Source organism: Paenibacillus sp. USDA918EY, assembly GCF_009870825.1.
Lineage (GTDB): Bacteria > Bacillota > Bacilli > Paenibacillales > Paenibacillaceae > Paenibacillus_AQ > Paenibacillus_AQ albilobatus.
Genome location: NZ_WTWY01000012.1, coordinates 41,882 through 66,915 on the forward strand (window position 1 = coordinate 41,882; position 25,034 = coordinate 66,915).

The following is a 25,034-nucleotide window of genomic DNA, read 5'->3' on the forward strand; positions in this document are numbered from 1 at the left end:
CTAATCCTCTAAGCGGTAGCCGATTTTATAGACCGTATGGATGCTGTCCTGCAGATGAAGCTTTTTGCGCAGCGCTTTGACATGCGTGTCAATGGTTCGGGTTTCACCGAAATAATCGAACCCCCACACTTTATCCAGAATCTGCTCTCTGGAGAGCGCAATATTTTTGTTCTTCAATAAAACGACGAGCAGATCATATTCCTTAGGCGTCAGCTCCACCTTTTCCCCGCTTACGGTGACTTCCCGCTTATTCAGGTTGACGCTTATCCCTTTAAAATGAATCAGTTGCTCTTCTTTCCCGTACCTGCGCATCACGGTTTCAATACGAGCCAACAGCTCAATCGCCTCGAACGGCTTGACCATGTAATCGTCCGCTCCCAGTTTTAAGCCGTTGACCTTGTCAAACACCGCATTCTTGGCAGTCAGAAAAATAACCGGTATGCCCAGCGGACGAATCCGGTCCATCAATTGAAACCCGTCCATCCCGGGTATCATCACGTCCATTATAATTAGGTCAAACGGTCTGGCGGAGGAGCCGCTTCCCTGGTTCTGTCTGTTTTGAACGGCCTCAAGCGCCGCCAGTCCGTCATAAACCTGGACCGTTTCGTAGTTTACGATATTCAAATTCATCTTGATAATATTCGAAATATGTATGTCATCCTCTACGATTAAAATCTGCTTGTTCACTCGGATTCCAATGCCACCTTTCCCTGTAATAACCGCCTTGCTGTGCTTGGGGTATCAGGTCGCTACAATCCATACCCCATCCTGACTTTCTAAAAATATCTTGAAACGGATTACGGATCAAATCCCCTCACGGCAGGCTTTGCGAAAAAGGGTTTGTCATATTTTATTTGTCCCTCTCTCCAATAGAAAGAATAATAGAGAGAGATAAAGACAAAATACAAGTAAACTGTAGTATTCTAATTTTTTTCTTAATATTTCCTTAAGCCGGACAAAGGGAATTCGTCGCCAAGAATGTAATTTGTTATTGCAAAATGAATCGCATGTCATTATGATCAAAGTGACACGCAATTCATTTTGCGGAAACGAAAAGGCGGTGGCGCGATTGTCCCCTAAACTAACGGATCGTCGTAAAGAAGGAAGAAGCTTGCAAATACTCGAAGCGGCCAAGCGAGTTTTCATCGAGAAAGGATACGGGGCAGCTACGCTCAAGGATATTGTTGAGGAAACCGGAATGAGCCGGGGATGGATTTACTTGTATTTTCAGAGCAAAGATGAAATCTTTGAGGCACTGCTGGATCTTCAGGACATGCAGCATGAACGCTATGTGGAAGAACTCATCAAATCGTCCTCGTATATATGGGAAGTGATGATTACGCTCTTAACGCAGCAGTTTCAGGAACTGTACAATCCCCCTAACGCCGGATTGATGCCCGCATTCTACGAGTATTTCCTCATCGGATGGAGAGATGGGCAGCGCCGCGCACTTCTTATGAAGCGCTACGAAAAGGGTGTAGCCCAATTTGCGAAGCTGATTCAGATGGGTGTCGATCGCGGTGAATTTTCACCTGATATGAGCATTATGGATATCGCAAGACTTGCAGCATCTTATCAGGAAGGCATTATGACCCATTCCATCACCGTTGGTACCGAGCTAGCGAGCACCCGTATGCAGTTTGATTCTTTGGTGGAATATTTGAAAAGCCTCCTCTGTTCGAAATGGGTTCACGAGTCAGATCAACAGGAGGAGATGGAATGAAGGCGCTCTTTCGCAATCCTACGTTCTCTAAGTTGTTTTTTGCAACATTTGCCTCCCAGCTAGGAACGGTTGTAGGAAATATGGCATTCGCCTATTATTTGGTAGACAGGTACAGTGAAAAACCGTCGTTAGCTACAACGGCAGAGCTTATGTACTCACTGCCGACTTTAGCCTTGTTCTGGATGGTCGGCGTCATCGCAGACCGGTTCGACCGCAAACGGATCGCAGCCTATAGTGACTGGATTCGGGCCGGGTTGACCTTGCTGTTGCTGCTTTTTGTTCATTATGACTTCCTTCTCCCCTGTTTTCTGGTGTTGTTTTTGCGCAGTTCGATATCCAAATTTTTCGGTCCCGCCGAAATGGGACTATTGCAAGGGAGCATCGATCAGGATCAATATATTCAGGCCTCCGGTTTGAACCAAATGATCACGGGTGTTTTTATGCTTTTTGGCATGAGCTTAGGGGCCGCTTCTTATCATTTCATCGGAATTGAAGGGGCCATCGTTGTTGACGGGCTCAGTTTCTTATTATCCGGTTTGCTTCTTTCCTTGGGGGAGTTTCCTGAACATGCGCGTACTCCAAACGGAAAAAACCGCATTCGCGAACTGCGTTTTTCCGTCATCCTGAAAGATTTTTGGCATGGCCTTCAATATATTGCGGGTAATCGGCTGCTTCTTGTGCTGATTAGCGGTTTTCTGTTCTTCGGCATCGTAAACGGCGTCTTCGCCGTCCTCCCCATATTTGCTATGAAATATAAGCTTAGTCCCGATCAATACGTCGTTCATTCTTCACTTATTACCGTCTTCCTGGGCATCGGCTTTCTTGTCGGGACCGTGCTTGGTCCGCACCTGATCCGTCGTTTCACGAGAGCGCCGATCCTAGTAGCCGGCCTGTTTATATCCAGCCTGCTTATTGGGGGACTGGGCTGGGCCGAACGAGTTGAAGTTTATTTTGTACTTGTATTGGTAGCGGGTGTAGCCATTGCTCCCATAAATATCGCCCTTGGCAGCTGGATGCCGGAGCTCGTTCCCCCTCAAAATATGGGGCGTGTTAACGCATTGATCGAGCCGGTCATGATGCTTGGCCACTCCCTGGCCTTGGGGGGAATTGCTTTAGCTTTTCCGGCTTGGATATCCGTCACATGGTTGCATTATATACTGGCCATTTGTACCGTAGGAGTAAGCTTTTTCTATTTAACCGCCCTCCCTCCCCTGGTCCGCAAAAACATGGCTCGTGCAACGGATGAGCCTACAACCGCTAAGGAGGAAATCTTCTAAAAAAACGGTCAGATCACCAAAAATGACAGGTGGGCATATTCCATAACATCGCCTCTTGCTGTTTTGAGCGCCCGATCAGTCGCTTTACTTTCGCTTAACATCGAATAAACCATATCTGGCTTTCTGGCGTCAGTTCCCTTTTTCTCGGTAGTCCATTGAAGTTCAAAGAATCGGATAATAATTTCTATACAATCGGTTCGAAAGCGCTTAATATTTGTATAGTGCATGGTTAACATCCCCATTCATTGAAGAGAACTTATTCGGAAGGAGCCCATAAGAAACATGCTGGAACCAAGCATAACCAACCAATTGAAAAAAAAGCTGAAAGCAAGTATCGACAACGGGGATATCGCAGGCGCGAACTTTATGGTAATCAAGGACGGCGACGAAGTTTTTTACCATGAAGACGGATTGGCCGACATCGAATCGGGACGTCCGATAGCAAGAGATTCGATTTTCCGTTTGTATTCGATGACAAAGCCGATCACCGCCACTTCCGTCATGATGCTGTTGGAACGCGGGGATATCGATTTGTTTGATCCGGTAAGCCGCTATATTCCGGGATTCAAAAACCAACGGGTAGAGAAAAACGGAGAATTGGTGCCTTGCAGCCGGGAAGTCAACATTCACGATTTGCTGAACATGACGTCGGGATTGGTCTATGGCGGAACCGACAAAGCCGGGCGTCATACGGAAGCATTGTTCCAGGAAATCGGCAGCCGATTGTATGGAGAAAACCCCATAAGCACCATGGAATTCGCAAACCGCCTGGGCCAAGGGCCTCTTTCGTTCGAGCCGGGATCGAATTGGCAATACGGAACGTCGGCGGACGTTCTCGGCGCGGTTGTCGAAGCGGTAAGCGGCATGCGGTACGGGCAATTTTTGAAAAAAGAAATTTTCGAACCGTTGGGAATGAAGGACACCGGTTTCTGGCTGCCTGAAGAAAAAAGAGACCGCCTTGTGAAAACCTATCAGGATGACGGTGAAGGCGGCCTTAAACTGTACGCGGAAAGCCATCTTGGCATCGTCCATCAAATGGACAGGGAACCGGCATTCGAGTCCGGCGGAGCGGGCCTCGCTTCCACCATTGACGATGCCGCCAAATTTACGACGATGCTGATGAATCAAGGCAGCTTCGACGGCGTTCAACTGTTAAGGCCCAGAACGGTTCAATATATGACGTCGGCTGCGTTGACCGATTGGCAGCAAAAAGGTTTCGATACATGGCATACCAAACGCGGCCATAGCTATGGCAACCAGATGCGCGTCATGACCGACCCGGGAAAAGCCGGCTATATCGGCAGCCATGGCGAATACGGCTGGGACGGATGGCTCGGGGCATACTTCTGCAACAGTCCTCAAGACCGTCTAACCATCCTGTTTATGATCCAGAAAAAAGATGCCGGAACGATGCCGATTACGCGCAAGCTGCGCAATATCGTGTTCAGCACCTTGTAAGGGCACAACGAAGTGAACCGCGCTGAGGGAATGATCCCAGGCGCGGTTCACTTTAATTTTAGCGGGCCGCTTTATAAAACTTTACAGCGACGTCGCCTTTTCTTTAAAATTTTCCAGGAAACTGTTTGACAATGCCTTCGGTCAGGATGTCCGCTAAATGAATCATATGGATCTCGTTTTTGTCGGTTGCCGCAATATCCGATTTCCAATCTCCTTTGAGACAGTCAAGGACGATTTCCGTAATCAGCTGCAGGTGCGTATACAGCATATCTTGCAGCGTTTTAAATGGCCAGTTCGGATTCGCCGTGCTTAAAAATTTGGCAATATCGTCGGCGTTTCGATGCCAATCCGCCTCTAATTTTTGCACATCCGCTTGGTTGTCCGCTTTGGCCGCAGCTACGATTTTCCCTGCAATCAGAATATGTTCCCTTAGAAGATCCGCCAGCTTATTGCCCGCAGCTTCACCATAATAAGGTTTGATCACATTGCCTATGTCCTGTTGGTTCCGCAAAAGCCGGTCCAATACGTCCTTCTGGTCCGGACGATTGGATACAGCGCTGACAATGTAGCTTCTGGTCCATATCGTATGGTCGATCCAAACCTTCTGCATATCGGTCTTCAACCGTACCATTTTCGGACTAATGCAAGTAGGATCCTTCTTCTCGACTGCCATCGCCTGCACGGGTACCGTCGCCTGCGTCACGCTAAAAACGAGCGCCATGATGATCAGCAAAGCCTGCAACCGTCTGTTTTTCACTTTGATCTGCTCCTCTGTACTTCGGGAATAAAATAGTTTGTCTTATTATGGTTGCAGTACCCGATTTTATACAGAAGGATGATTTGATTCGTTTACCTTTCGTTCAGCGGCGTATCCACTTTTCCTTGAAGATTCGCCAGCCGCACCATAATCGTTGCCGCTTCCGCCCTGGTGACCGGCTTCGCAGGATCAAATTTGCCGCCTAGGGCCTCCATCAGACCGAGCTTCAGCATAAGCGCAACGGCTCCTTTGTCTTTAATCGCATTTGCGTCCGAGAGGGACAACGCCTCCGCGTCCTGCTGTAAGAAATCAGACAAACGATTGTAATGAAGAGCCAAAGTCAGGGTGGCCGCAACCGCTTCACGGGTCAGCTTCTGCTCCGGATGCAGCTCGGAAGATTTGACATTGCCAAACCATCCTTTTTCGGAGAACAGCTGCACCGCCTGAGCAATTGGGCTGTCCGCGGGTACATCCGTGAAAATCGGCTTCATTGGGCCGCCAAAATAATCTTGATCGGGATTCATCCCCTTAGCCATCATCTGAATCCAATCGCCCAAAGTCAGCTCCGCGTCGGGATGAAGCAATCCGTCCTGCGACGGAGACAAAACACGGTATTCAAGCAGCGTCGCCAAATCCTTGCTTGCCGCATGATTCACCGCATCGCTAGGAAGCTCGGTGCTTTGTCCGTTGCCCGGATTCGGCAGCACGTTAAAGACTTCCGTTTTGCCTGTGACCGCGTCGATATAACCCAGGTACCTGTCCTTATTAAGCATTGGAACGTAAGCCAATCGAACAGTAGGCTCCACATACGTGTTATCAACGGGATAGCCGCCGCTGCTGATATACCGCAGCTCCACCCCGAGCTCGTTCAGAAGGCGCTCCTGAGCGTCTTTCGGGCTGATTTTCGCCGTCAAGGCATCCATTGCTTTGAAGTCCGCATCCGACAGATTGCCATTCGTATCGTAGCTTGTCAGCTTGCCGCTGCCGTCGATCGAGACGTTCACCGTACTACCGTTAATGGGCAAGTCCTTATAAAAGCGTTGGAACACGAATTGGTATACCGTTTTCGAGGATGACGGGTTGTTCGACGTTTTGGCGTCCGTCAGTTTCAAGGCTTCTGTGGCATTCGGATAATAGGCCAACACCATCTCGATGGCCTTCGTTTTAGCCTGGGCTTCCGTCACGGCGGAAGCGGTGGCTTTGACCGGTTCGCTTCCCGGATACTGGAACTCATTATAGGCCAGCAACTGTCCTGTTTCGGCATCCACGACCGCGTGTTTGCTATCCCCCTGATACAAACCGGAAGATCTTTTGTTCCAGCTCAGATTCCAAACCTGCCTGCGATCGCTCCAATAATTCCCCAGGGCGGCTTGGAATTGGTAATCCGGACCCGGAGCAATTCCCTGTAGCAGCGCCTGTGCTTGGTCCGAAGTCAGCTGCCCGCCCTTATGCGGGGTGAACATTTTATTGGAAGGCGTTAATGCGGTATAGCTAACCGCTTGACTGGCTTCATCGAGATCTTTTCCCCAGATCGTATCGATCCGCTTCCCGGAATTGGCATCCATAGGCTCCAAATTCCGGTCAGGCATATAGCCGATCTTCCATTCGCGTTTGGCGGACGAATTAAACAGCGGGGTAGACGGTATGTAAGCGAGTTTCACAGACAATCCCTGCTTAAGCCGCTTCTCCGCTTCCTCCTTGCCGATGGCTGCTTTGGCCGATGGAAAATCGCCCTGGAAAGCGCTTCGATTAAAACGGACGATATTGCCGTTTCCATCTACATCGACGCTCACGTACTCATTATCGGCCGGTAATCCGTTGACATCGACCGAATAGGTAAACGAATACTGAACCGGTCCAAACAACGTTTTGTTAGGCGCATAACCGTACTGGTTCGATGGTTTCATCGTTCCCGCCTTGATGGACGGAGCTGCTTTGAATATAAACGCTTCGGCAATCTTTTCAGCTTCCTGTTTGGAGACCGGCGGTGGGTAATAGGCCGTGTTGGAGTCCGCTTGTGGCCACGTGGATGGATAATAAAAGCTCAAAATATCCCCCGTTAAGGCGTCCACGTCGACATTAAAGCTCGTCGAGCCGTTTCCTCTTTGAATCGCCCAATTCAGCACCCATACTTTTTTCGTGTTTGGCGGGTATACGTTCTGTTCTCCATAAGTAATGCCGTCCAGCCTTGCCTCATTCAGTATGGGGAATAAAGATCTTGCCCGCGCTTCGGCCTGGTCTTTCGTAATCTTGGCGTCTGCCGGATTGAGACCTTTGGATGCCGCGGAAGCACTGTCCTTGCTTGTTGGCGCTGTTGATTCTTGCGTAACCAGTGTTAAGCCTGGAGCCGCTGACGCCAACAGGGGCACTTGTATCAGGCTAAGTCCAAGCGTGCCTGCAAGCACCTTCTTCACGACGGATGCGGTTGTTAGGCTCCTTCCTTTCGCCCGGGTTATTGGCATGTCAGCAGCATGTTTTAGTTCGTCCATCTTTCTTCCTCCCTGTTATTCCATTATCATCCATAATGATTATAACATGGGAAGTTTGAGAGCTGGATTGCAATTTGGAATTTCAGGGAAAATATTAGGACTTATTTGCAAAAACAGACCATTCCGTCTGCGCCTTATTTGATCCCTTTTACCAATAGCCTGTCAACGACAGACCGTTCATGATCCTATTCCAGGCTGCTTCATCATAAGGACGTTCGGGGGGAACCTGCAGCGTGCCGATGTCGTCTTGTCAGATCCGTAACCGAGTTTGATATCATCCAGTCTAACGGAAAGGAGAAACGACGCAGCTGGCGACGACACAAAAAGATGGATGGCCCGCACCAGCTGCCCAAGCTGACGATGATGTCATAAGCGCCTTTCATGTTCTCTAGCTTCACATGGGTCACCGCTTTCTAGTTGATAGATTTGCCTATTCTATTCAACCTGGCGACAATCCGTCATAGATGTTCGGGCAACGGAAGGCTCTTGCAGCGTTTGTTTTTCTCAGAAGAGGATCCCGGCTCAGCTTCGTCCCATGTTAGCGTAAAATCTCTTTTTTTAGCGCTTAGCGTCTCAATTTACGAAAAAAATACGAACATAAAAAAAAGCAAACGGCGAGCTTCGAGAGCTCACCGTTTGCTTTTTGCATCGTTCCAAACCTTTAGGCATGCGCGTTCCGTCGCTTCCGGTATTTTCGCGTCCGTTCGTCATCGATCGGGCCGTTCCAGTTCAGTCCAAAACCAAAATCATAGATTTGGCCTTCCGTATCTACGTGGCACTCCATGTCATGTGCGACGTCTTCCAGCTGCTCTTCCACCGTTTTCATGTTGGCGGGCATCTGCAGAGGAAGCAGCCCTGACGGTTCCACCGCTCCGGTGATGATCTCCATAATGGCCTGCGCTTGAACCCCAAAATCGGCGACGATGGCGTCTGCTTCGGATTCAAATTCCTCAACGACCGTCGGATTGGAAAGCTGCAGAGATACGATGACGGGTTTTCCGTTCATCAATTTTCGGGTTTCTAGCACTGCATCCAGGTCGGACGTATTCTCGGGCGTAACGCGCTTGCCCTTGTATGAACGGTTCAACACGTCGCCCGGACGCGGATCGCCGGCAAGACTCATCCCGCGGGCATGTTCCGCGGTGTATGTCCGGTACTGCAGGCTGATCGGCACATAACCGTTGCCGCCCTGTTCGGCATCCTCCCGGCTGTAGCCTTTGCCCGACTTGGGGGAAGCGATAAACACAAGCCCGGCATCCGCATCCTCCGGGCGCTCCGCAACGGTAAAATATTTGGACACGATATCCAGATTCACCGGATATTCAAGCGATTCCGGCGTCGGATTGCCGAACCAGTCCGTTCCCGCCGGCGTGTAACGTTTCGGAATGTACACCTTTAAACCCGGTTGAAGCGGAAGCGCGCGGTTTTTATTTTTGAGCAGGACAACCGATTTCAGCTGCGCTTCATATCCTTCCTTCATAAAATCCGGGTTCCCGACCACGCGGGCGCTGGATTCCGGATCCAGGTAAGGGTTCTCGAACAACCCGAGCCGGAACATATTGAGCAGAAGACGGACGGCGGATTCCTCGAAACGCCGGCGCATAAACGGCTCCCCGTACTCCCGGACTCCCATCTCGTAGGCTTCAAGGACCGGTGCGGCTTCATTGTTGCCCCCGAATTGATCGACGCCGGCCAGCAGCAGCTTGTAATGTCTTTCGGCGACGCTTAAGTGCTCGACTCCCCAAGGCTTGCCGCTGAGAAAGGAATCTTTCTCCGGCGATTCGTCGGCCGTAATCATCCAGTCGGTACATACGACGCCGTCGTAACCGTACCGGCCGCGGAGCAGATCTTTGATCAGATAAGAATTATAAGAATTGCCTACTTCTTCGCCGTTGGCCTGTTCCTGACCGGAAGAAATCGTGTAGTAAGGCATGACCGCGGCAGCCTTTCCCGTTTTACCGGACAGCTTGAAAGCCCCTTCCGTAAAGGGAATCAAATGCTCGGCAAAGTTATCGCCCGGATATACCGCATATTTGCCGCATCCGTAGTGGGCGTCTCGTCCGCCTTCCCCCGAACCTCCGCCGGGCCAATGTTTCACCATCGCATTTACGCTGTCGTAACCCCATCCGTCCCGGATCTCACGCTCCCCTTCCGAAGTCTGGAAGCCGTCGACATAAGCCCGGGCCATGTCCGCCGCAAGCGCCGAATCTTCCCCGAACGTCCCGTTGAACCGGAACCAGCGCGGATCGGTGGCAATATCGATTTGCGGCGATAAAGCCGTCGATAATCCCAACGCCCGGTATTCTTTCGAAGCGACTTCGCCGAATTTCTTCGTGACGTCCGGATCAAAGGTGGCGGCCAGCCCCAGCGTTTCCGGCCACATGGAGATTTTGCCTCCCGAGCCCGCGTTAAATTCCGAGCTCGAATCGGATCCGTGCCGAGGATCGGAGCTGTTATTGGCCGGAATGCCAAGCCCTTCCCCTTCGGCAAAAGCCTGAACGAGGTTGTTCCACTTGGCGGCAACCTCCGGGCTTTCCACCGTTGTCACCAATATATGTCTTACATGGTCCCGGGCCAGAAACTGCAGCTGTTCATCCGTCAGTTCCCAAGGTTTGACGCCGCTATCCTCATAGGTTTTGCCGCCGTAGGTTGCGGAGAACCAGCCGGTGCTGGCGGCGGGAACCGCTTGGTGCCGGCTGTACAGCATCAGCCCCGCGATTTGCTCGACGGTCATTTTGGACGCCAGATCCCGGGCTCTTTCCTCCGGCGATAAACGCCAATCCTCATAGGGATCCAGCTCCCCGTTTTTGTTCAAGTCCTTAAAAAAGAGGCCGTCCCGTTCGATAATCTTGACGCCGGAGCCGACGGAATATCCAAGCGTCGGCCCATTGTCATTTTGTATATAACGAATTTCCGCGTTTTCTGTTCTCTTTGTATGCTGCATTATTCGTTTCCCTCCACTCGTGTTGCACCTTATGAATTTAAATTCAGCTTTTCGTTCAACTCGTCGATGACATTCGCCAGCTCCGCTTCGGTCATGCCCCCGCCCATCATGCCGGATAAGGAACGGAGAGCATCGTATTTGCGCCACTGCACCACAGCTTCAAAAAGTTCGGCAAGGCCGTCATCGCCCATGCTCTCGGCAAACATGGCTCCCATTTGTTTAATCCGCTCCAGGCTGCCGTTCATCGCTTGATCGGCAAATTCGGCCGTTTCAGGAATGGCCAGCAGCTCAAAAAATTTGGTGTTGCGGTCGACTTTTCGGAACGGTACCGCGGTCGATTCCAGGTGAACGATTGCGGCAAGCGGCGTTTCCGCCGACGACGGGCCAACGACGATTTCGTAATCGCCCGTTTCGGCGAACCAGTCATGAATCTCCGTATTGAAAAAAGCAAATGAACGTTTATCGAGCGTAAATTCGACGGTCGCTGCTTCTCCCGGGGCAAGATTGACCTTGGCAAAACCTTTTAGCTCTTTGATCGGTCTGACCACACTGCTGCCGAGCGGCTTCACGTACAGCTGCACGACCTCTTTCCCTGCGACCTGTCCGGTATTCCGAACGGTTACGGCGACTTTCAGCGATTCCGTATCTTTGATTTTCGTTTTATCCAAGGCGATCCCTTCGTAGGCATAGGTCGTATAACTAAGGCCGTGACCGAAAGGGAACAAAGGCTGCTCCTTTTTGGCTTCGTAATACCGGTAGCCTACGAATAAACCTTCCCCGTAGTTCACTTCGCTTTTGCCGCCGGGGAAATTGAGATAGGACGGCGTTTGCTCCAGGCGGACCGGGAACGTCTCGGCCAGTTTCCCGCTCGGGTTTACCGCGCCGTACAGCACGTCGGCTGTCGCGCTGCCCGTTGCCTGGCCGCCCAGATAACCTTCGAGCACCGCCTTCACCTGCGGCAGCCACGGCATCGTTATCGGCGAACCGTTGGACAATACGACGGCGGTATTCGGCTGGACGGCGGCAACCGCTTCAATCAGGCGAATCTGGGACAAAGGCATATCCAGATGGGTCCGGTCCACTCCCTCGGATTCGAACGACTCCGGCAGCCCTGCAAAAATGACGGCTACATCCTTGCTCCGGGCCAGCTTCACCGCTTCATCGATCAGGTCTTGCCGAATGTCGTCGCCTTTCAGGTTATAACCCTGCGCATATTCCGCATCCTGCGCCATGCTTGAAATCGCGTCGAATGCGGCGTCGATCCGGGTCGGCGAAATGTGGGAACTGCCGCCTCCCTGATACCGCGGATGCTTCGCGAACGCGCCAATGACCGCCACGGACTGCCCGGAATGGAGCGGCAGAAGCCGATCGTCGTTCTTCAGAAGCACCATGCAGTCGGCGGCGGCGCGGCGGGCCAGAAGGTGATGCGCTTCCTTGTCGTACGTGAAGCCTTCCTGTCTGCCGTCGACCCCCTGGAAGATGACCGTCAGCAAGCGGATCACCGCTTCATCCAGCACGGCTTCATCCAGTTCGCCGGATTTGACCGCATCGACGATCATTTGGTCATGCTCCGGACCGACGTACGGCATTTCCAGCTCCAATCCGGCCTTGAGTCCTTTCACCCGTTCATTGATGGCACCCCAGTCGGTCATCACCAGACCTCGATGCCCCCATTTTTTCTTCAATACTTGATTCAGAAGATAGTCGTTCTCCGAACAGTAATCCCCGTTTACCTGGTTATAGGCGCACATGACCGTCCATGCATCGCCTTCTACGACAGGCCCTTCGAAGCTGCGCAAATAAATTTCGTTCAACGTCCGCTCGTCTACGATTGCGTTAATGGAATTGCGCAGCGTCTCCTGGTTGTTGGCGGCAAAATGTTTGACCGATGTTCCGACGCCTTTGCTCTGGACGCCTTTTACATGGTTTGCGCCCATCTCCGAAGACAAGTACGGGTCTTCCGAGAAATATTCGAAGTTTCTGCCGCACAGCGGCGAGCGTTTGATGTTGACGGCCGGACCGAGAATGATTTGCACGTCCTCCTGCAGGCATTCCTCGGCGATGGCCTCACCGACTTCCCGGATCAAATCGCGGTCCCAGGACGATGCCAGCCCCGCTCCGCTCGGGAAACAGGTTGCAGGCACCGTTTTGCTGGACATGTCCCCCGGGTTGGCCTGCTTGCGCAGGCCATGGGGACCGTCCGTCATGACGATGGATGGAATGCCGAGCCGTTCCACGGATTTGGTCTGCCACATGTTCAGTCCGGAACACAAGCTCGCTTTTTCTTCCAGCGTCATTTGAGATAGGATTTCGTTCAGGTTTCGTTTCATGATATGCTTCTCCCCATTTCTAAACTGGTTGAATTCGCTTTGTCGTCATGGTCATGCTGCCCCACCTCAGGCAGAGGCTTAAGCGCAGCCATCCCGATGGCGACGCACACGGCAAGAACGATGTAGAAGAACGGCCAGCCGCCGATGCCCAACAGTAACGGGGCGATGGCCGGCACGATCGATTGCGGCAGCGCGTTGGCTACGTTCATGATGCCGAAATCTTTGGCCGCGTCCTCCTTATTCGGAAGGATCCGCGACACAAGCGCCATATCGACGGCGGTGAAGCATCCGAATCCGAGCCCCATGATTGCGGAAGCAATGATAAAGGCCGTATTATGGGCGAAAATGGCGTAAATCAAAATCGAAACGATAATGATCAGCGCGGAAACGTACAGGAACGGTTTTTGCTTGCGGAATTTATCCGATAACACGCCGCCGAAAATGCTGGTTACCGCCATGGCGATCATGGAAATGATGTTGATGGTAGCCACCGAAGCCGTTGCGGCGCTTTCAGAATATCCCATACGGTTGACCAGCATGACGGTCAGGTACAAGCTGCTGCAGTAACCCATCATGAGCAGAAACTTGGAGATGACGGCCCAGGTAAACGCCGGGTGCTTGCGCGGATTAGGATAAATCTTGCTTAACTTCTCGCCGATCGACACTTTTTCTTGCGGCGCGTTGACGATTTGAACCTTCCCGTCCTGAATGATGAACAAGCTGATAACCGGTCCCACAATCCCGATGACCGCCAGCAACGTCCATTTCGTAACGGAGAACGCGTTCGTCATCGCCGTCATCAACACCATGCCAAGGGCCATGGCCACCGGCAGAACGGTTCCGAGCATGCCGGAGATCGTTCCCTGCTTTTCTTCCTTCACCTGGTCCGGAATCAACGCAGTATACGCTGCCATACCGAAGTTAAAGAACAATTGGGCGATCGCCCAGCCGATAAAAATCTGCCAGATCTGGGTCGAGAAGCCCACCCAAAGCAGCGCCGCGCAGCCGAAAAGCGGGCCTAACAATATCCAAGTCCGCCGCCGGCCGAACCTGATGTTGGTGCGGTCGCTGATTGCGCCCCCAAGCGGATTGCCGATCAGTGCGAAAAACGCCCCAACGCCCGAAACCAGGCCATAGGAAGAGGTGTAGCCGTTCGGATCGATTTCAATCATTTTGAATGTTAGAAGAAGCGTTGCCGGAGTCATTAGCGCCAGCATCATGCAGGCATAACCGAACATGATGCCGAACGTAAGCCGTTTGAACGGCGTGATCGTTTGGCCGATGATCGTTGCTTTAGCCATAAGAGATAACCTCCTCAAAGTGTGTGGAAACGTTTACAACCCGATTATAAAACAAACCGCCCATCGGATGAGAGGCGGCTGTTTGCGGTCTTTTATGGCCATTTTTAACGGTTTTGAAAGCGTTTTATTCTATACCAAGGAAATTTTGATTAAAAATCGACACAACGTCCCTGCTATCGGTTAAAACGCCGGGATAAGCTCAACCAATTCCACCGCATGCGGTTCAAGCGTACAATTGCAGTGAAATTGGCGTCCCTCCACTTCCACTTGAATCATGCGACGATCCGGCTGCGATGCAGCTCTTAAATAATGAAGTTCTTCCTCGGTCATCGTCTCCGGCGCCCCCATATCCACCCAGGCGTCGAAGCTGCTGCCGGCCGAACGGGTAATGCTGCGCGATTTCATTACGTATCGTCCGTCCGGTATTCCTTGAAGCTCTATTTCGAGCTTCAAGGTTTTCTCGCCTTTGAAGCCGCCGTACCGGCTTGTAGGCGTAACGAAGGACGTATCCCCCAACGCATACAAATCATCGAAATGGCAGTAGTTGTAACATAAAATTTGGTACCCGCTGCCGTTTTTCGTCACGATATACCCTTCATCCATTGACACGAGACGGTCTCCTAGCCTTGCCATCAATTCGTAAGCATACATCGCGGCTTTCGGAATGCCGTACTGAGCAATCAGACCGAGTCCGCCGTGAAATAAAGCGGGGGATGCCGACGTTTCCTCAATATTGTCGCTGAGCACCCAATAGCCGAAGCCGTCGATCCGGTCGAGATTTTCGACCAGGTTTTTGACGATATAAGCGGCTTTGTACAGCGTATCGTTGGTCAACTCACGGTGAAAAGCGGTGGAATTCCATTCCGTCAGGTACACTTCCCGGTCGGTCAGCCCCTCCTGCTCAAGCAGATGCAGCTCGTGGGTTAACGCATCCCGCAAATAATTCGGATTTGGCGAAACCCCCTCGAATTGTTCCAGCAGGATCCGGTATGGCTCCAGCCGGCGAAGCTCGCTGACGTCGTCTTCCTGGTTGAAGAATCCTTCCAAATTTTCATGCGGATAGAAATGATACGGGATGAAATCAGGAAGGCAATCATGTTCCCTGCAAAAGGCATAAAAACGTTCGCTGAACGCATTGGAGCGCAGCGTAATAATCCGCCCCGGGGCCCCGATGCGAAGGTTTGGCGAAATGCTCTTCATCGTTTGGTACGTCAGCAAATACAGCTCGTAATATTCGTTGTCGGTACCGGGCCAGAACGCCTCCAGCTCGGGTTCGTTCCAAAACTCGAATCTCCAGCTTTCAACCTCTGCCGCTCCGAAACGGTTCATGCAGTGCCGGAAAAAGCGGTCGATCAGCTCGCGCCAAAGCGCCGCCGACTTCGGCTTGCTGGTGTAGCTTTTCCGAAAAAAGATGCTTTTCTCCGGATCGGCCGCCATCGCGGACGGCATAAATCCGAGCTCAACGAACGGCTTTAAACCGATCGAAAGCAAAAAGTCGAACAGCTGGTCGATCAGCCGAAAATTAAAAGCAGCCTGTCCGTTTTCCCCTTCATGGTAAACCATCATCCCATCGTCAAAAATGCCGTGAAACCGCAAATAACCGAATGGACAACCATTCTGCACGTACCGGAGCTGCTGCTGCACATCGGCATGCAAACCTTCCTTCGCTTTTCCGATGGTGATCAAACGTCGCCATGTATGACGAATCGGCGTGCCGTCAATGGCAGCGTCTACCTTCCTCGATATAATCTCCAGCTTATGCACTTCCTGTTCGAACCGGGCTTGTCCCCGTTCCAGATACTGGTGAATGATTCCAAGCGCGCTGGACTGGTTGAATTCCAAATAATTGGTTGTTGGGCGATCCTTCTTTTCGTTCAGTTCCGGCCGATACTGCTTCCGATATTCGTTCGGGGTCATATGATACCTGTTCTTGAAGGCGGCGTAAAAAGATTTGGCATTCGGAAAGCCGTGCAGCATCGCAAGCTCCGAAATCGAAGCGTCCTCTTGGCGAAGCAGGTCCTCGACGGCATTTTTCAAGCGAATGCTGGTCAAATACGCCTGGAAGTTCAGCCCGATGTTTTCGCTGAAAAATTTGGACAGATACGGGACCGACAAAAACTCCCGCTCCGCGATGGACTGAAGGGTAATCGGCTCGCGGTAGTGGTCGTCGATGTACGAAATGATCCGCAGCATCCGGTCCATGTGGCGCTCGTTAACGGCCCCGTCCGCCGGCGGGGCTTTGAACCGTTTGACAAGAATGGAAAGAACCCCGAGCATGGCGGACTGCATATCCAATTCGTACGTCTCCGTCCGTTTGTATTTCAGCTGCACCATTTCGGCCAGCAGACGCCGTAACCGGTAGACGGCATCCTTCGATTCGGTCCCCGCTTTACTCGCTTGAAAGTTGAAGGAGAACTCTTCTGCGCTTTTCATATGTTCTTTTAAATACGCGGCTGGTATTTGATATGTGGCAATGATGTTCATATCCAAACCGATGACTTCATGAACATGATGCTGATTGATCAGTAGAACGTCGCCTTCTTTGAGCGTATGATTGACGCTATCGATCGCAACCTCCAACGTTCCCCGCAGCACAAAAATGATCTCCACGCTGTTATGCCAGTGGCTGGGAACGTAGTTCACGCTGTGCAAGGAAACGTCAAACGGCAAGCCGTCATCGATTTCAAGCAGCTCAAAAATTGAATTTGCCATAATCGGCCTCCTCGGTACATCTTACGACCCATTATAACAGATGACGATGGTACTTTAGGAGGAGCTCATTCTCCCCGCATCCTAAGGCTTCCGCGCACCATTCATTATTTGTAGTTTAAAAGTTAATAAGCCGCGATATACGCAGCTTCGATGTAATCATTTTTGTCGTCTAACAAACGAAGGCATTCAGGTTTTAGCGGACAAGAAAAAGACTGCCGATTCTGCCGGCAGCCCTGATTGAGACACGTGCGTTTCATCTTTCATTTATTTTCCTTGCCATGCCAAACATACGAATACCTTACATGTCTATTTTGGATTTGACGATTGCATCAAGTATTTTCCCGTGATCGACTGCTCAGCATGCACGATCTGCGCCGGCGTGCCCTCGAACACCACCTGGCCGCCCTTGCTGCCTCCGTCCGGTCCCATATCGATGATCCAATCCGCTTGGCTGATGACTTCGAGGTTGTGCTCGATGACGATCACCGTATTGCCGGCCTCCACGAGGCGGTTCATGATCTCCAGCAGATGACCGATATCGGACATATGCAGTCCGGTCGTCGGCTCGTCCATGACATAAATGCTGCCTTTCTTATGCAGCTCGCTTGCCAGCTTGATGCGTTGGCATTCTCCGCCCGAAAGCGTGCTGAGCGGCTGGCCGAGCGTAATATAGTTCAAACCGACATCGCTCATCGCCTGCAGCTTGCGTACAACCTCTTTTAGCTGGAAAAATTCCAAAGCCTGCTCCACCGTCATCTCCAGCACTTCGGCGATGGACTTGCCGTTCAGCTTGTAGGCGAGCACCTCTTCCTTAAACCGTTTCCCTCCGCATGCTTCGCATGGCATCTCCACGCTTTCAAAGAATGAAAGGTCCATGTACACGACGCCCAGCCCTTGACAGTGTTCGCAAGCCCCCTTGGAGTTGAAGCTGAACAAGCTTGGGCTCACCTTGTTCGCGGAAGCAAACGCCTTCCGTACATCATCCAGGATGCCCGTATAGGTCGCGGAATTCGAACGCGTCGATACACCTACCGCCGATTGGTCGATGACGACCGCATCCGGATGCTGGCTGAGGAATACTTCGTTAATCAACGTACTTTTGCCCGATCCCGCCACACCCGTAACGACGGTCAGCACTCCGGTCGGAATATCGACGCTGACGTTCCGAAGGTTGTGCAAAGCGGCATCCTTGATGGACAGTTTGCCGGACGGCTGCCTGCAATCTTGCTTCAGCTGAAGCGGCCGCTTCATATGGGTACCTGTCAATGTATCGGCCTCAAGCAAGCCTTGATAGCTTCCTTCATAAACGATGGTACCACCGCGGCTGCCGGCGTAAGGACCGACGTCGACGATATGATCCGCCACTTTGATAACGTCGGGATCATGCTCGACGACAAGCACGGTATTCCCCTTGTCGCGCAGCTTCTGAAGCAGTTCATTTAAGCGGTGTACATCGCGGGGATGCAGGCCAACGCTGGGTTCATCGAAAATGTAGGTAACATCGACCAGGCTCCCGCTCAGGTGCTTTACCATCTTCACGCGCTGCGACTCCCCGCCGGACAATGTATCCGTCTCGCGGTCCAGCGTCAGGTAATCAAGTCCGATATCCACCAGATGCTGCAGCCGTTCCGTCAGCGACTTGACCATCGGTGCGGCGGCAGCGTCGTCAATCTCCCGAATGACGCGGATAAGTTGTCCGACCTCCATGGAGGACAGCTCCGCAATGTTATGCCCATTGATCTTGCAGCCCAGCGCGGCTTGACTAAGCCTCGCGCCGCCACAGCTGGAGCAGGGACCCTCGGAGATGAACGGAGCGACGGTTTGCTGCGTGCGTTCCGACTTGGTTTTCAAGTCCTGTTTGATGTATTTGTTCGTAAACTTTTCGATGACGCCTTCCACGGTAATATTGGTGGCTTTTCCGGCGAAATCCACCTTCACCTTCCTTGCCTTGCCGTACAGCAGCTGCTCCAGGTCTTCAGCCGAATAGTCGCTGAGTTTTTTATCAAGGTCAAAGGAACCTGACTGTACAAGCATATTCCATTCCCATCCGCCCACCGTATAGCCCGGCAGCATAATAGCCCCTTCATTGAGGGACTTGGTCATGTCCACCGCTTTGCTCATGTCGACGGTAAGGCTGCGGCCGATCCCGTTGCATTCGGGACACATGCCTTGCGGATCGTTAAACGAGAACATGTTCGCTCCCCCGACATAGGGCTGACCTGCTCGTGAAAAGAGGAGACGGAGAATGGGGGAAATATCGGTAATGGTGCCCATCGTGGAATGGGAACCGCCGCCCAACCGTTTCTGATCCACGATCACAGCCATACTCAAATTCTCGATCGCGTCCGCATCAGGCTGCGGATATTTCGGCAGGAACGTGCGCACGAACATGCTGAAGTTCTCATTCAGCAATCGCGTGGATTCCGCGGCGATCGTATCGAAGACGATCGAAGACTTGCCGGATCCGGATACCCCGGTAAATATCGTGATCTTCCGTTTGGGAATGCGCAAGGATACGTTCTTGAGATTGTTTTCTCTGGCGGCCGAAATAACGATATACTCCTGATTCGATTCGCTCATGGCTATCATCCTTCCGTTCGTGTTTATTTTCGATACACGTTCATACCGTACAAATGGTCCGAACTAGACATAAACCGGCTGCAAAACCTATACCTGCAGCCGGTTTATGTTGATTCGGATCAAGCAAGCTCTTATTTATGTTTTAAACTCTTCAAATAACTAATTCTTTAATCGGGCACCATTTTGTGCCGACTTGATTATAGGGAACTGCTTAGTGTCGTGTCAACAACTTTGTCTCTCATTCGGGCAGTATACATCCACTCATCATGAACACTTACCAAATATGATATTAAAGCATTAAAATCATCGGAACTAGACGTAGCGGGTCATCGATATCATGACACGGTCACCTTCCCGTTTGCTTGCGACGAAAGATATTGAAGTCGTCCCGCATAGCAGACCTAACGCAAGCCTCGCTTGGTGGGACGGCTTGGGATTTTTCGTTATGTACAGGCAGCTGGAGATGACGCCCATGCTTGGTGTACGATGAAAAGCTCCTGACCGGCTTGCGCCGCAGGAGCTTTCATTGTGTTACCATTGAATTTGCAGTTCCGGCGCAGTAGCATGAAGCGCTTGTTCCATCCGGGATTTGATTGTGTTCAAGCCCTCCTCGGTGTCTGCTTCTGCTCGGAGCACCAGAATCGGTTGGGTATTCGAGCTACGTACCAGCCCCCAGCCGATCGGGAATAACACGCGTACGCCGTCAACGTCGATCAGTTCATGTTTCCCTTGAAAGTAATTTTTAACATTTTCAGTGATTCGTTGCTTTGCCACGTCATCGCACGGAACTCTCGTCTCCGGCGTGGCGCAGTATTTCGGCACGTCGGCAAATAATTCGGACAGCGTACGCCGGTCCCGACTCAGCATGCGGAGCAAGCGGCCGGCAGCGTATAACGCGTCGTCAAAACCATAATACTCGTCGCGGAAAAATAAATGCCCCGACATTTCTCCAGTAAACGGAACATCCCATTTGCGCATGCTCGCTTTAATGTGGGAATGCCCGGTGCGATGGAAAATCGGCTCGCCGCCCAGCTTCTCGATTTCCTCGACCAGCGCTTTCGAGCATTTGACTTCCACCAGCGCCTTGCAGCCCGGGTATTTCGGCAAAATTTCGCGCCAGAACTGGATCATCAACTGATCGCCCCATAAAATGCCGCCCCGTTCGTCCACTACGCCAAGGCGGTCTCCGTCCCCATCGAAGGCGATGCCGATGTCGGCCTTTTCCTTCTTCACGGCGTCGATCAGATCCCGCAAATTTTTCGGCTCTACCGGGTCGGGATGATGATTCGGGAAATCCGGATCCGACTTGCAGTACAGCTCAATCACTTCGCAGCCCCATCGGCGAAGCGCCTTGGGGGCAAACGGCGACGGCGTGCCGTTGCCGCAATCGACAACGACCTTAAGCTTCCGGCCGTTTAGACGGATTTTGTCTGCCAGCATGTCCAGATATGGCTCTTCCACGCTTTCGCGGCGCAGGCCTTCTTCCGCATAATCGAAGCCGGAAGGCAGCTTGCCTTCGGCCGCCAAGCGAAGCATGCGGCTGCGCAGCTTCTGGATTTCTTCGCCGTAGATCGTCGTATAGTCCATGGCGATTTTAAATCCGTTTTCGTCGCCGGGGTTATGGCTTGCCGTAATCATGATCCCGCTTGGTTCGTGATCGTGATGCATCGCAAAGTAGAACATAGGCGTCGTCACTTCGCCGATATCGACCGCTATGCATCCGGATTGCTGCAAGCCGGCGATCAGCGCCCGCTGGAACTCCGGGGATGATTTGCGGTTGTCATGGCCGACGATGGCCGTGTTCCGGCCGGCCGTCTTTAAGGTTTCTCCAAAAGCTCTCCCCAGCCAATAACAAAAAGGGAGATCAATGTCTTCATACGCTTTGCCGCGAATATCGTATTCACGAAATACATGGGAGGGGATGGAGGTACCCGCTTCCCGGGTCGGCATCCCGTGCTCCTGCAGATCTTGGGTTAAAGGCATCGTTTCCACCTCTTTTTGGTTGTCGTTTATTGGATGATGGTAAGCTACGCTTGTTGGTTAATCGTTTTTTTGTATATGGCCTCGGTCAGCAAGTAGGAGACGACGGCTTCCGCCCCGCAGTTCACATTGGGGCCGTCCGCATTCAAACCGTCGCAGCAGCTGCCGTCCTTCTCGCGAACCATTGGTGCTCCGAGATCGTTGCCGCCGTAAAACCAATCGCGGCATTTCGTCACGATCGATTCGTATTTTGGCGTTTTCGTCAGCTCATAGGCTTTTGCTGCGGCTAAAGCCAACTTCATGACATCGATCGGCTGCTGATCCCACAAGGCCCGGTCACCCGGACGGCACCAGCCTTTGCTTCCGATCGGCCGGATTTGCCCCGCGTCGTTTTGCGACAAACCGATCAGGAAATCGAGGGATCTTAAAGCGATATCAAGCAAATCCGTCCGTTTTAATATTTCGTGGGCCCACAACATCCCCCAAGGCAGCAGGGCGTTGCTGTAAGTGATTTCCGGTTCGTACCACGACCAATCCGGAGCGGAATGCCGGTGATAAAGGCCGGCAAGGCGCTCTGCGGTTTCCCTGATCCGGTTGGTCAAATCGACATCGTAACCGGAACGCTGCAGCAAGCCGAACGCCGCCAGAGCGTAGGCCCATCCGCGCGGGTAACGCATGTGGTGGGCCTGCCCCAGCGCTTTGCGGAAAATCGATTCGGCCGCAAAAGCGAAGGACGGCGCAGGCTTTGCGGCCATCGCCCGGGCACAGGCCCATAGGCAGCGTCCAAGGCAATCGTCGGAAGGCGTTTCCGGCTCCTTGCTGCGGTCGTAGGCAAAATTGTTGTGAAAATGCCCGTCTTCCTTTTGCGCCCACAGCAAAAAAGCGATGTAGGTTTCGGCTAACCGCTCGAGCCTTTTTTGGTCTTCCTTGCCGCAGCTGCCGGACCATTCCAGGCAAACCCATAGCGCCCGGGCTTGGTCGTCCGTGCTGTACCCTTCGTTGCGCCGGGGAATCGAACCTAATCCATGCTCAAGGATCCCCGTGTCGTCCGTCATTTTTTCAAGATGGTCAAACCGAACGGATGGCCTTTCCATTTCTCCCCACCTCGGTCAACAAACGGAGATATTCATGTCCGACGTTCGGCCAATGCATCGTTTGGCCCAGCCGCTTCATTTTCCGGACGACATCCTGCAGCATCACCTCGTTGGTCAGCAGCGACACGATCCGTTCCCGCCATAATGTCTCGTCTTCCGCCGGGATCAGCAGACCCGGTTCATCGGCGAGCAAATCTTGCGCATAACAGTACGGGGTCGACAACACCGGACGCCCCAAGCCGACCGCATAGGCCAGCGTACCGCTGGTAATCTGCTCCAGCCCCGGATACGGCGTCACGTAAACGTCGCAGGCGGTGATATGGCGCACCAGATCGTTTTCCTCCATGTAGCGGTCGATCATGACGACGTTTTCCCCGATGCCGTTTTCCTCGATCATCGCCTTCAGCTCTTCGCGGTATTTCTCCCCTTCCCATTTTTTGACCTCCGGGTGGGTTTGGCCGACGATGGCATATAATACGTGAGGCACCCTTTTCGCCACTTCCGGCAACACCTTCAGGATCAGTTCGATCCCTTTGCCGCGGCCCAAAAGGCCGAACGTCATCATCACCTTCCGATCCGCCCAGCCGAGCTGCTCCCGGAACGTTAGGCGGCGCTCCGCGTCCGGTTCGGGCGTCCCATGCGGAATGAAGACGATTTTGTCCTCCGGAATGCCAAACGAACGATGCAAATACGAAATCGCTTTGCGGTTCATGACCCCGATGCGGGCGCTTCGTTCGGCAATTTCCCGCTGGATGCTCGCATAAGGTTCGCGGGGATGCTCAAACACGGTGTGAAACGTCGTCACCAGCGGTTTTTTCAGCTCACGGATGAAATGCAATATATGCCGGCCGGCTTCCCCGCCAAAAATTCCGAACTCGTGCTGCAGCGAAACGACCTCGATATCCGAGTGGTTGATTTTGTGCGCCATTTTCTCATAATCTTTTTCGCTGTCGCGCCGAAGCAGCCACAGCAGCGGATCCCTTGATCCGTCCGTCTCCCCGTCGTGGAGCACGATGACGGGATCCTTCACTTTCCACTCTTTGGCTGCGTGGACCGCCTGCCGCAAATGATAGGTAAATGTGGCCAGGCCGCATTTTTTCGGAACGTAAGTGCTGACGTAAGCTACACGGGTCATGCTTGCATCACTCCCAATCGGTTCATCACGGCTTCATGCAAAATATGTCTTGGACCGAGCTCCAGCCCGTATCCGAAAATGCAGTTGTTTAAGTACGCTCCCTCGTTTACCCGGCAGCCGTTCCACAGGATCGTTTCCGATAAACGGACGTTCGGACCGATCGAGCACTTGTCGCCGAGCACCACATGAGGTCCGATGACGGCACGGGCACCGATTTTTACATGATCCCCGATTAACACCGGAGGAACGAGGAGGACGCCGGCTCCGATTTTGCAGCCTTTGCCGATCCAGATGCCTTGATCCTGGGCTTGTCCGGGTATGCGGATCCGCCCGGAACCGTTCAAGAGATCCCAGTGAACTTGGCGGTATCTTTCTTTCGTGCCCATATCGGCCCAATACCCTTGGATGGTCGTGCCGAATACGCCCATGTTTTCGCGGATCAGCAGCGGGAACGTTTCACGTTCAATGGAGACTTCCCGATCGGACGGAATCACTGCGAGCACGTTTTTTTCCATGACGTAGATGCCTGCGTTGATCCGTCTCGAAGGGGCTTCGTCCAAGCGGGGCTTCTCCACAAAACGCAAGATGCGCCCCGTATCGTCCTGCTCGACGACCCCGTACGCGCTTGGATCTTCCACCTCCGTCAGGCCGATGGTGACCTTTCCTCCATGGGATCGATGGAAATCCAGCAGCGGTTTCAGTTCAATATCATGGACGATATCCGCATTCATGGCAATAAATTGATCATCGAGCAAAGGCTCGGCGTTTTTGATCGCCCCGGCCGTTCCCAGCAGCTTTTCTTCCATCGCGTACTGGATCGAAACACCCAGCCGGCGGCCGTCGCCGAAATGATTTTTAATTTTTTCGGGATGATGTTTCAGAGCGATAACGAAACGGTGAACGCCTTGTTCCTTCAGATGAAGAATGAGATGTTCCAGCCATGGGCGATTCAGAATCGGCGCCATCGGCTTCGGCATGTTCTCCGTCATGGGTCTAAGTCGGGTTCCCAAACCACCGGCAAGCAACAGTACATTCATTTCGAAATCTCCTCCTGTTCCCAAAAAATTGTTCGACAAACAAAACTTACGCCAGCTTCAGACACTGACGCTCCTGTTTTATGTTCCCCTCCTCCCCATCTTTTTGTTGTTAGCACTCTATTTCATCGAGTGCTGATAATATAGTATTTTATGGAAAGGTGTTTTTTTTCTTCAAGTTGTTTTTGAGATCATAACATTCCCTCTTCTATCAATCATT

18 protein-coding genes are annotated in these 25,034 nt (G+C 52.3%); 4 read left to right on the forward strand and 14 right to left on the reverse strand.

From position 1 onward, the window contains the following. Nucleotides 1-687 carry a response regulator transcription factor gene (locus GQY55_RS21330; RefSeq protein ID WP_160043937.1) on the reverse strand — a complete coding sequence of 229 codons (687 nt, stop codon included), beginning with the start codon at nt 685-687 and terminating at the stop codon, nt 1-3. Between the two features lie 328 nt (nt 688-1,015). On the opposite strand from GQY55_RS21330, the gene GQY55_RS21335 reads away from it, so the two are divergent. Both GQY55_RS21335 and GQY55_RS21340 read left to right on the forward strand, forming a co-directional pair. Further along, entirely contained in the window at nt 1,016-1,723 is a 708-nt protein-coding gene (locus tag GQY55_RS21335; RefSeq protein ID WP_236575772.1) for a TetR family transcriptional regulator, read from the forward strand. Continuing rightward, nucleotides 1,720-3,000: an MFS transporter gene (locus GQY55_RS21340; protein ID WP_160043939.1), complete on the forward strand. Its 1,281-nt coding sequence runs from the start codon at nt 1,720-1,722 to the stop codon at nt 2,998-3,000. The genes GQY55_RS21335 and GQY55_RS21340 overlap by 4 nt, the downstream gene beginning before the upstream one ends. Nucleotides 3,001-3,008: 8 nt before the next feature. On the opposite strand, the gene GQY55_RS31545 is transcribed toward GQY55_RS21340, so the two are convergent. After that, nucleotides 3,009-3,227 carry a hypothetical protein gene (locus GQY55_RS31545; RefSeq protein WP_236575773.1) on the reverse strand — a complete coding sequence of 73 codons (219 nt, stop codon included), beginning with the start codon at nt 3,225-3,227 and terminating at the stop codon, nt 3,009-3,011. Nucleotides 3,228-3,282: 55 nt separating this feature from the next. Here GQY55_RS31545 and GQY55_RS21345 point away from each other — a divergent pair, with 55 nt between their 5' ends. Beyond that, a complete protein-coding gene (locus GQY55_RS21345) occupies nt 3,283-4,458 on the forward strand; it encodes a serine hydrolase domain-containing protein (RefSeq protein ID WP_160043940.1) in 1,176 nt (391 codons plus the stop codon). Nucleotides 4,459-4,561: 103 nt separating this feature from the next. Here the strand turns inward: GQY55_RS21345 and GQY55_RS21350 are convergent, their stop codons facing one another. From GQY55_RS21350 to GQY55_RS21385, 8 genes are all read right to left on the reverse strand, one after another. Further along, on the reverse strand, nt 4,562-5,215 hold the full coding sequence (locus GQY55_RS21350; RefSeq protein WP_201452206.1) for a glycosyltransferase: 654 nt from the start codon (nt 5,213-5,215) through the stop codon (nt 4,562-4,564). Nucleotides 5,216-5,307: 92 nt separating this feature from the next. Beyond that, nucleotides 5,308-7,704 (reverse strand): YcdB/YcdC domain-containing protein, encoded by a 2,397-nt coding sequence (locus tag GQY55_RS21355; RefSeq protein ID WP_160043941.1) that lies wholly within the window; start codon nt 7,702-7,704, stop codon nt 5,308-5,310. Between the two features lie 203 nt (nt 7,705-7,907). Next, nucleotides 7,908-8,087, reverse strand: coding sequence for a DUF1796 family putative cysteine peptidase (locus GQY55_RS21360; protein ID WP_160044040.1), 180 nt, complete (start codon nt 8,085-8,087; stop codon nt 7,908-7,910). A 278-nt stretch (nt 8,088-8,365) separates the two neighbouring features. Continuing rightward, the gene (locus tag GQY55_RS21365) at nt 8,366-10,648 is read right to left on the reverse strand and encodes a glycoside hydrolase family 3 protein (protein ID WP_160043942.1); all 2,283 of its coding nucleotides are present in this window, start codon (nt 10,646-10,648) and stop codon (nt 8,366-8,368) included. A 29-nt stretch (nt 10,649-10,677) separates the two neighbouring features. Beyond that, nucleotides 10,678-12,978 carry a glycoside hydrolase family 3 C-terminal domain-containing protein gene (locus tag GQY55_RS21370; RefSeq protein WP_160043943.1) on the reverse strand — a complete coding sequence of 767 codons (2,301 nt, stop codon included), beginning with the start codon at nt 12,976-12,978 and terminating at the stop codon, nt 10,678-10,680. Further along, complete coding sequence (locus GQY55_RS21375) at nt 12,975-14,279, reverse strand: MFS transporter (protein WP_160043944.1); 1,305 nt, start codon at nt 14,277-14,279, stop codon at nt 12,975-12,977. Before GQY55_RS21375 ends, GQY55_RS21370 begins: the two co-directional genes overlap by 4 nt. A 180-nt stretch (nt 14,280-14,459) precedes the next feature. Then, a complete protein-coding gene (locus GQY55_RS21380; protein WP_160043945.1) occupies nt 14,460-16,991 on the reverse strand; it encodes a GH39 family glycosyl hydrolase in 2,532 nt (843 codons plus the stop codon). 306 nt (nt 16,992-17,297) lie between these two features. After that, nucleotides 17,298-19,571, reverse strand: coding sequence for an ATP-binding cassette domain-containing protein (locus GQY55_RS21385; protein WP_160043946.1), 2,274 nt, complete (start codon nt 19,569-19,571; stop codon nt 17,298-17,300). A 337-nt stretch (nt 19,572-19,908) separates the two neighbouring features. Between GQY55_RS21385 and GQY55_RS21390 the strand changes: the two genes are divergently transcribed. Then, on the forward strand, nt 19,909-20,061 hold the full coding sequence (locus GQY55_RS21390; RefSeq protein ID WP_160043947.1) for a hypothetical protein: 153 nt from the start codon (nt 19,909-19,911) through the stop codon (nt 20,059-20,061). A 41-nt stretch (nt 20,062-20,102) separates the two neighbouring features. Here the strand turns inward: GQY55_RS21390 and GQY55_RS21395 are convergent, their stop codons facing one another. From GQY55_RS21395 to GQY55_RS21410, 4 genes are all read right to left on the reverse strand, one after another. Then, nucleotides 20,103-21,521 carry a phosphomannomutase/phosphoglucomutase gene (locus tag GQY55_RS21395; RefSeq protein WP_236575785.1) on the reverse strand — a complete coding sequence of 473 codons (1,419 nt, stop codon included), beginning with the start codon at nt 21,519-21,521 and terminating at the stop codon, nt 20,103-20,105. A gap of 77 nt (nt 21,522-21,598) precedes the next feature. Next, nucleotides 21,599-22,645 (reverse strand): glycosyl transferase, encoded by a 1,047-nt coding sequence (locus GQY55_RS21400; protein WP_160043949.1) that lies wholly within the window; start codon nt 22,643-22,645, stop codon nt 21,599-21,601. Beyond that, nucleotides 22,620-23,780: a glycosyltransferase family 4 protein gene (locus GQY55_RS21405; RefSeq protein WP_160043950.1), complete on the reverse strand. Its 1,161-nt coding sequence runs from the start codon at nt 23,778-23,780 to the stop codon at nt 22,620-22,622. The genes GQY55_RS21400 and GQY55_RS21405 overlap by 26 nt, the downstream gene beginning before the upstream one ends. After that, complete coding sequence (locus tag GQY55_RS21410) at nt 23,777-24,817, reverse strand: nucleotidyltransferase family protein (protein ID WP_160043951.1); 1,041 nt, start codon at nt 24,815-24,817, stop codon at nt 23,777-23,779. Before GQY55_RS21410 ends, GQY55_RS21405 begins: the two co-directional genes overlap by 4 nt. Nucleotides 24,818-25,034 lie beyond the last annotated feature (217 nt).